General features: G+C 71.4%; 6 protein-coding genes and 1 pseudogene. 3 read left to right on the top strand and 4 right to left on the bottom strand.

Going from position 1 to position 8,244, the window contains the following annotated elements:
• Positions 1 to 378: response regulator transcription factor (locus TFC3_RS03625; RefSeq protein WP_236717972.1), on the top strand; the 378-nt coding region annotated here is incomplete at its 5' end.
• A 749-nt stretch (positions 379 to 1,127) separates the two neighbouring features.
• Here TFC3_RS03625 and TFC3_RS03615 read toward each other — a convergent pair.
• On the bottom strand, positions 1,128 to 1,694 hold the full coding sequence (locus tag TFC3_RS03615; RefSeq protein ID WP_153040090.1) for a hypothetical protein: 567 nt from the start codon (positions 1,692 to 1,694) through the stop codon (positions 1,128 to 1,130).
• Positions 1,695 to 1,884: 190 nt separating this feature from the next.
• On the opposite strand from TFC3_RS03615, the pseudogene TFC3_RS39020 reads away from it, so the two are divergent.
• Positions 1,885 to 2,541 (top strand): annotated as a pseudogene (locus TFC3_RS39020) (glycosyltransferase family 2 protein); the annotation flags it as partial.
• 106 nt (positions 2,542 to 2,647) lie between these two features.
• On the opposite strand, the gene TFC3_RS36720 reads toward TFC3_RS39020, so the two are convergent.
• The 3 genes from TFC3_RS36720 to TFC3_RS03590 form a co-directional block, all read right to left on the bottom strand.
• The gene (locus tag TFC3_RS36720) at positions 2,648 to 4,870 is read right to left on the bottom strand and encodes a hypothetical protein (protein WP_236717971.1); all 2,223 of its coding nucleotides are present in this window, start codon (positions 4,868 to 4,870) and stop codon (positions 2,648 to 2,650) included.
• A complete protein-coding gene (locus tag TFC3_RS03595; protein ID WP_067495555.1) occupies positions 4,867 to 6,267 on the bottom strand; it encodes a thymidylate kinase in 1,401 nt (466 codons plus the stop codon). The genes TFC3_RS36720 and TFC3_RS03595 overlap by 4 nt, the downstream gene beginning before the upstream one ends.
• Positions 6,268 to 6,336: 69 nt before the next feature.
• Positions 6,337 to 6,909, bottom strand: a complete 573-nt coding sequence (locus TFC3_RS03590) for a hypothetical protein (protein ID WP_153040089.1) — start codon at positions 6,907 to 6,909, stop codon at positions 6,337 to 6,339.
• A gap of 100 nt (positions 6,910 to 7,009) precedes the next feature.
• On the opposite strand from TFC3_RS03590, the gene TFC3_RS03585 reads away from it, so the two are divergent.
• On the top strand, positions 7,010 to 8,244 hold a 1,235-nt coding region (locus TFC3_RS03585; RefSeq protein WP_067495550.1), incomplete at its 3' end, for a polysaccharide biosynthesis protein.

Here is an 8,244-nt window from a genome sequence, read left to right as displayed (position 1 = left end):
GTTCCGGCCAGGGTGACTTCGCGGACGTCCGGGTCGATGCGCAGGTCGCCGTATTCGCGTACCGCGCCGCAGAACGCCGCGGTACGCGAATACGGCGACCTGCGCATCGACCCGGACGTCCGCGAAGTCACCCTGGCCGGAACCGTGCTCGAATTGACGAAAATCGAGTTCGGCATCCTCGACCTGCTGTCCTCAGCCCCCCGCCGAACGTTCACCCGAGGCCAACTCCTCGAAGACGTCTGGGGCGACAACTGGTACGGCGACGACCACATCATCGACGTCCACGTGGGCAACTTGCGCAAGAAACTGGGCGAGTCGGCCTCTACGCCGCGGCACATCCGGACGTTGCGCGGAGTTGGTTATCGCTTCGAGCCGTGATCAGAACGGCAGCGCCGGGGTCAAGCCGGTCCAGCACGCTGAGGATCTCATCGGGGCTTCGCACAACAACGACGCCGGGACGCTCAGCGTACCCACGCGCCCATTCCTGGGTATCCACCAGAGACTTTGGCAGGAATACGTGCCTGCCGTGCCGAAGAGCAATGCGGGCGCTGGTCGCCGAGGAACCCTCGACGATGACAGTGCCCATTGCCATGCCGCTGATGACCACGTCACGTGATTCCGTCCGGACAACCGCGCCACGCTCCGGCGGGGGCACATCGTGGTCCACAACGGTAATCGCGCCAACACCCGTCACACCGGAAACGACCGTCACGCCTGTCGCGGCCAGCGCCTCAATCTGGTGCAGCGTATGGGGAGAACCTGAACCCCCCCACACACAACCGCGATGGCCCGCAAGTCGCGCGGGTTCAACCTGCCTCGGCTCCAGATGAACGGCGGACAGTCGTAAATCATGCAGAGGTTGGACGGGTAAGTCGCGTCCAGGACGGTGCGGAGCTCCCAACCACGTCGTGTCATCCGGTCGATCAGCCCAGCCGCCTCTTGCAGCGCATCTGAACTCACCCGGCTCAACCCAGCACTGGCGAACCCGCGGTGCGCCTCAGGTACAACGCCGTTCAGGACGTCGAGCGCACTGCCCGCCTCGGCAATAAGAGCCGCCGTGCGATACCGCTCCCCCACTGGCGATGCCTGGGTGAGCGCGACTAACGCAGCTCGTTCTGCCTCGGCGCTCATCCGCGGTGCTGGGCCGCCCAGCGACGCTTCCCCGGCTTGTCGAAAAGCTCCCCCCGCCGACGAAGCCAAACCACCGCACCCGCCACTGCAGCAACAGCAATCCCCCACGGCGCCACATCCTGCACCCCGTGACCCGCCGCTGCAGGTGGCACCGAGCCAACCAGCCGCCGCACGTCCCCGGCCGGCGTCTGACCCAGGGCGAGCACGCTCGTTCCTGCGGAGAAGGCGTCCGAATTCCTGAGTACCGCAGTCTCCTCGTCGGTGATGGGAGTCGGGGCGGCGCTACCGAGGACCAGGACGCGCAAGGCGCCGGATTGGTCTGCGGCGATTGTGCGGTCCTCGCCCGAGCCCACTCTCAGCTGCACCGGGGAGCCGCCGCGGAACCCGACTGCGTAAACAGCTAGCCCGTCGGCGGTTCCTGACTCGGCGTCCCACTGCACGGTGAGCGCGTCCGCTGTTCCTCCGTAGCCCGGCCCGTCGGCCAGGGCAATGCCGGGCGCGGAGGCGAGCAGGGCGCCGGTAACAGCGCCGGCCGCCAGCAGCCGGGAACGAGGACATTTCACCTCTTAATGGTGCCACGGCGGACCAGCCCCCCGAAAGCCCAGCAGAACAGCCCTTGAAAGACCAGCAAAGAGCCCGGCCAACGGCCCCGCTGAAACTTGCCGAAGGGCTGTGGACAACCTGTTGGCAACCTATACCCGAGCTTGAAGGCGGCCTGAGATTCAATTGAGGTAGCGCGCCGATCTCACCGGCATGACCGTCACGCAGCTCATCGCCCCCGCCACCGCGGCCCGCCCGGCGCACCTGTTCGACGCCTCGCGCTTGTGGGCCGCCGCCGACGCCTCGGTTGAGCTGACGGTTGTTGTTCCGTTCTTCAACCCGGGGGCGGCGCTGCGGCCGACGGTTGAGCGGCTCATCGCTTGCCTGCAGGCCGAGCTGGTGGCGTACGAAATCATCGCTGTTTCGGATGGTTCGACGGACGGCTCGGAGGCCACGCTTGAGGGTCTGCCCGGCGTGAAGGTTGTTGTCAGCCCGGTGAACCAGGGTAAGGGCGCGGCGCTGCACCTGGGCTTCGCGGCGGCGCGCGGGTCGTGGATCGGGTTCGTTGACTCCGACGGTGACATCGACCCGGAGCACCTGGTGGAATACCTGCGCACGGCGCAGCGCGGTGGGCACGCCGGCGTGTACGCGGACAAGCGGCACGAGGCGTCGGCCAGCGGTTCCTCGAAGTTCCGCAAGTTCGTGTCGATGTTCTACTCGACGCTGGTGACGATGCTGTTCGTGCTGGGCATGCGCGACACGCAGACCGGCTGCAAGGTGCTGCGCCGCGACGTGCTGGCGCTGCTGCTGCCCCGCATGCGCGAGCGTCGCTTCGCTTTCGACCTGGAGTTCTTCGTGGCGGCCAAGGCGGCGGGTGTGCGTGACTTCGTGGGCGCGCCGGTGCGGCTCGAGGAGCGGGTGGCCGGCTCGACGGTGACCTCGAAGGCGATCCTGCGTACGGTCCGCGACACCCTGGTCATCTTCGCCCGGCTGCACCTGACCTCGCAGTACCGGCCCGCCGTGACCCGGCTGATGGCCGAGCTGGCGCAGACCCGCCCGGCCCCGCTGACCGCCGTCGAGTGGGACGACGCGCTCGCCGCCTGATCCGCCACTGCGACAGCTCCCGGCGATGTTCCAGCAGCCCGGCAACCAGCAGCACCACCAGCGACACGATCGACGCGGCGATGCCCAGCCGCAGCCACTTCCAGGGCGTATAGCGCACGGTCACGGCGTCAGAGCCGGCTTTCACGGCCACGGTCCCGGCCACGGTTGGTCTGACTTCCAGCCCGCCGGCCGACCACCCGGGCGACCACTCCTCGGGGATGACCACCCAGCCAGCCGCCCCGGCTTCGATCCGCCAGCTCGTCGAACTGGTCCGCTTGATCCGCCCCGATGCGGCAGCGGGCACCGGGCCACTTGCCGATCCCGCCGCGAGCACCGCCTCGGTTCCGAGTTCGCTTCGGGCAGCCACCGCAACGGCCGACTCGTAGGTGCCGGTGCGCGCCGACACCACCCGTCCCGTGCCGGCCTCTTCAACTTCGTACAGAACAAGTTTTTCGGTACGGAGCACAGCCCGCAAATCCCGCTGCCGATCCAGCCACGCGTACGCCCCGGCCTCCCGATCACGAGCCAGCGCCACGTACCGGATGCCCAACGGAGCGATCAGCCGGCCGAAAGCGCCCTGGCCACCGTCGACGATCAACCGCTGCAGGTACGCCATCCGCTGCGACGACGAGTTCGTGCGCACCGACCCCAACTCGACAGCGTCGCTGCTCAGCACCGGACGCCGGAAGAACGCCCCGGCCGGGGTGGCCACCGTGCGGCCACCGGTGAAGTCGAGCGGCTGGTACTCGTGCCACGGCAGGAACAGCACCGATTCCGTGCCCGCGCCCATGATGCGGTCGGCGTCGTACCAGGCGCTCGGGTAGTGGCTCACCTTGACGCTGCCGCCGAGCCCCCAGACCAGCGAGGGCCCCGAGCCCACATAGGCGGTGGCCAGGGCCAGCAACGCCGCCGCGCTGATCAGCTGGGTGATCGCCGGGCGCGCGGGACGACACAGATCGGCGAGGGCTTCGGCGGTGACACCGATGCCCACGGCGTACGCGATCATCGTCAGCGCGACCCATTTCTGCTGCTCGCGCATGGCCTCGAAAAGCGGCAGATAGTCGAAGGCAGCCCGGTAGGCCCCGGCCAGTGGTCCCTCGATCCCGGCGCCGAACAGCAAACCCACCAGAGCCAAAGCAGTCAGCGGTACGCCCGCAGCCCGATCCCGCCGGCACAACCGCACCAGCCCCGCCGTCGCAGCCAGCACCATCGCCACCCCGGGAATGAACCCGAGCACCAGCTGCGGGCTGCTGTCAGCGCCACCCCGCCAGAACCCGCGCAGCGACAGCAGTGTCGCGGCGAGCCCGTGCGGACCGGCGTGCGTGGCGTACACCTCGAGGTCGCCGGGCCCGACCTTGACCGTCAGGATCGCGCTGGACACCACCACCACGGCGTACGCATAGATGCACCCGGCACACGCGATGACCACGAGTGTCCGGATGATGTCGCGCGAGCGCGGCCGGGGCAGCACCGCGAACGCCAGCAGCCCCACCCCGCCCAGCCACGCGGCGTGCGGCCCGACCGCCATGGCCAGCGCGTACCACCCGGCCGGACGCGCGGCGAACCACCGTTGCCGGCGCCGTCCGCGCAGCGCCGAGGCGAGCAGCCAGCCCAGCAGCGCGACGGAGAGCAGAAAAGCGACGTGCCCGGCCTGCAGACGCTCGACGACGAATGGGTTGCAGCACGCGAACAGCGCCGCAGCGTGCCGCCGCCATCGGCCGCCACCGGCGAGCGCCGACACCCCTCCGGCGGCGATCGGGAAGAACGCGAGGATGAGCAGCCACGCGGTGACCCCGGAGCCGACGATGCTGCGCAGGATATGGGTGGCCAGGCGGTACGGCAGGGCGTCCAGGGCGGCCGGGTCCAACCCGTAGAGGCCGGGGGTGAGCGCCTGATGGGGGCCGGCCACCCAGTCGAGCAGCAGGAGGTAGCCGTCGCGGGTCCACGGCGCTACCACCGCGATCCCGGCGAGCAGGCCGAGCAGCGCCGACTCCGCGGTCAGCCGGGCCGCCGCGACGTCGATCCCGGGTAACCGTCGATGCCGGGCGTGCCTCGTCGCCCGGGCGGGTGTGATCGCCGGGGCCGGCGCGGTCACCGGGGGCGGTGGCGGCGGCGGGGCGCGTGGGCCGCTTGGATCACCGCCGCGACCAGGGCGGCCAGCGAGCTGCCGGACTCCCCCGAGGTGTCGACGGTGATCTCGGCGTGCCGGGCCGGTCGTTCGCCGAGCAACTGCCGGTAGCGCCGCTGCTGAGCCTGCTGGCCGGCGAGGCTGCGCTCGGGCTTGCGGCGGTGGATGAGCTGGATGGGGGCGTCCGGGAGCACGAGCACGTCCGGCGCCGGGACCAGTTTCTCGGCGATCCGGGCCGCGGGTGAGCCGGGCCAGGGTGATTCGCGCAGGTCGTAGACCCAGCGGTCGGCGATGACCACGCGGCGACGGGCAAGAGCAGGGGCGACCGTGTGCAGGTAGCGCCAGAGGTACTCGCCGGCGTAGAACCACGCCGCTACCCTGCGCAGCCCGGCGTGGTCGGGCCCCGAGCCCGGACCGGTCGGCGGCGCGGTCGAGGGTGCCGTCGAGCCGACTCCCAGCAGCCGCCGGGCCAGCGCGACCCCGGGCAGATTCCCACGGGCCATGCCGAAGTAGGCCGACCCGGTGCTGAAGCCCGCCGAGCGTAGCTGCCCGGACAATCCGCTGGCGACCGTGGACTTGCCCGAGCCATCAGTGCCCACCAGCGCCACCACGACCCCGCGCGTACGCAACCCCAGCGGGCCGGCCGCCCCGGCTGCGGGCAGCACCGAGCGGCGCTGGGCCCAGGTGGCCGCCACCACATCGGGGGCGAGGCTGCGCCAGGCCAGGCGTACCCGGGCGCGGGCGGGCAACCCCGGGTCGGGTGTTGCCCCGCGGGCCGCGGCGAGCAGGTCAGCGGTGACGCGGGCACCGAGCTGGCGGGTGAGCCGGCGGGCGAGGGCCTCGCGGTGCTCGGGGTCGGCAGCGGCCCACGCGAACCGGGCTTCCTCGAGGCGGGCCGGGGCCGAAATGCGCCCGCGCAGCACCGGGCGGATGAGCAGGTCGGCGGTGGCTGCGGCGCCGGTGAGCCGGTGTGTGAGCGGGTCCACGGTGACCTCGGACGCGGGGACCAGCCGGACCGGGCCGACGTACAGGTCGCCGTACGTCAGGTCGATGACCGCGAGCCCGGTCGACGTGGCGACGGCCAGGCTGATGTGGCGCAGCCGGCGAGGGTCGTGGGCCTGGGCGATCCGGGCGCAGGCGAAGCGGCTGGTGAGCGCGGTCAGCGGGTTGTCGCGTCCGGCGTACCAGAAATCCAGGTCCTTGGGTCCGTCGTCATCGGCCCAGCGCTGCGGCGCGAAGGCCTCGCCCTGCCACGCCCAGCGCTCGCCGGTCTTGTCCAGCGCACCGGTCAGCACCTCCAGCACTTCGGCACGATCGGCCGCGACGGCGCTGGAACGCTCGGAGGTTCGCCGGTAATCGGTCATTTCCTCCTGATTATTACGCTCGGGCGGGGCTCGGCGCGGCGGAATCCGGCGGGCGGCATCCCCTGTGCGTCAGGCCGCTACACCCCAGGCCTCGCCGGCAACGCGGCGGGTGTACTCCTGCGGCGCGTCCGCCTGGCGGGTGCGGCGGTGCACGCCCCGGCGCGGGCGGTGGCCGAACGCGGTGACCAGGGCCATCAGGATCAGGAACCCGGCGAGCATCCAGGGCAGGGCGTCGCGGGGGCCATGCGCGCTGGCCGCCGGGGCCAGGCCGCCCATCAGGGTACGCGAGCCCGCCCCCGAAGCCTGCCCGCTGACCAGCACCGACGTCCCGGCCCGGCCCGCCGCCGGACCCATGTCGAGCAGCAGGTGCACGGTGCCGTTGTCGTCCGCGCGGATCTCCCGCCACGCGTCGCTGCCGATGCGCACCTTGGTGACCGCGCGCTTACGGAACCCGATAGCGGTGACTTCGAGCCGGTTGCTGCCGTCGTGCCAGGTGGTGGTGAGCCCGGTCGTGGCCGACGACACCGGGGCCGGGGCGGCCACCGGGCTGCGCAGCATCGCGAAGACCACCGCTGCGGCCCCGAGCAGGACCAGAACGAGGACGATCCGTACGGGCCGGCGAACGGCGGTGGTCTCAGTCATGTCACCGAGCATGCAGGTGATTTCCGCCCAGGTCACCGGTGGTGAGAGAACCTTGCGGCGGAATTGAACAGTTCTTGAATCCGCGGCCGATTACACCGGCGTGACCCTGAGAACCGGCCGCCTGGCAGGCCTGCTCGCCACCGGAGCCGCGCCCATCGCGGTGGCCGTTGCGGTGCAGAGCGCCGGTAACCTCGCGTTCCACTCGGTGGTCGGGCGGCTGCTCGACCCGGACGCGTACGGCGCGCTCGGCGCGGTGCTGGCCGCCATGGTGATGCTCGGCGTGCCGCTGGGGGCGTTGCAGACCGCTGCGTCGGCGCTGGTCGCCTCGCAGGGTGCGAGCTGGGGCGCGGCCCGCCGCACGCTGCGCTCAGTGGCGGTGTGGTCGTTGGTGCCCGGCCTCGTGGTGCTGACCTGCACGCCGCTGCTGCGTGACTACTTCCACCTCGGGTCGCTGGCTGAGGCGGCGCAGCTGGGGCCGTACCTCGTCATCGCTGCTGTGACTGCCGCCGCGCGCGGATTGCTCCTGGGCGATCGTCAGGTCGGCACCGTCGCCAACACCTATTTCACCGGTACGGCCATCCGCCTCGGCCTCGGATTGGCCCTCGTTCTGCCGCTCGGTGTATCCGGCGCGCTGGCCGCCACCGTGCTCGGCGAATTGGCCTCCCTGGTCATCGCGATCCGCACGCTACGCCGGGCCGGCGGCACCGCCAGTGGGTCGTCCCTGCGACTGCGCGCGGTCGGGCATGCCGGCCTCGCGGTCACCGGCCTGTTCCTGTTCTCCACCGTCGACTTGCTGCTCGCGCGTCACCACCTGCGCGACGGTTCCTCCGGGTCCTACGTCGCCGCCGCCACCATCGCCAAGACCGTGCTGGCGCTGCCCGCGGGCATCATGTCGGCCGTCTTCCCACGCCTGCTGGCCAACTGGACGCGCCCCGGACGCGCGCGCGTGCTGATCGCGGGCGCGGGCGCCGTCGCTGGTCCCGCTCTACTGGGCGGCTTGCTCATCGTCGCGGTGCCATCTTTCGTGCTTGGCATCCTGTACGGCCACGGCTACGCGGACGCCACCGGACTGGTCCGCACGCTGGCCGGCGTGGCCGCGCTGACCTCGCTGGTGACCGTGCTGACCAATGCCGCGCTGGCCCGGCGCTCGTGGACCATCGCGGTGCCCTGGGCCGGGGCGGTGCTCGAGGTGGCGCTGATCGAGATGTTCCACGACTCGGCCACCCAGATCGCCCTCTGCTCGGCCGCCGCGCTGGTCCCGGTCCTGCTGCTCATGGTGCTGCTCGAAGGCCGGGCCTGGTTGCCCGATCCGGCTCGCACCCCCGTACCCGCCCC

Origin of the sequence: Actinoplanes sp. TFC3, from assembly GCF_001553785.1 — a bacterium.
GTDB lineage: Bacteria > Actinomycetota > Actinomycetes > Mycobacteriales > Micromonosporaceae > Actinoplanes.
This window is presented reverse-complemented; position numbering and strand designations above follow the sequence as displayed.

Coding starts and splice junctions, on each gene's coding strand:
- TFC3_RS03595 (WP_067495555.1), bottom strand. CDS start 6,267: ATGACCGATTACCGGCGAACCTCCGAGCGTTCCAGCGCCGTCGCGGCC.
- TFC3_RS03590 (WP_153040089.1), bottom strand. CDS start 6,909: ATGACTGAGACCACCGCCGTTCGCCGGCCCGTACGGATCGTCCTCGTT.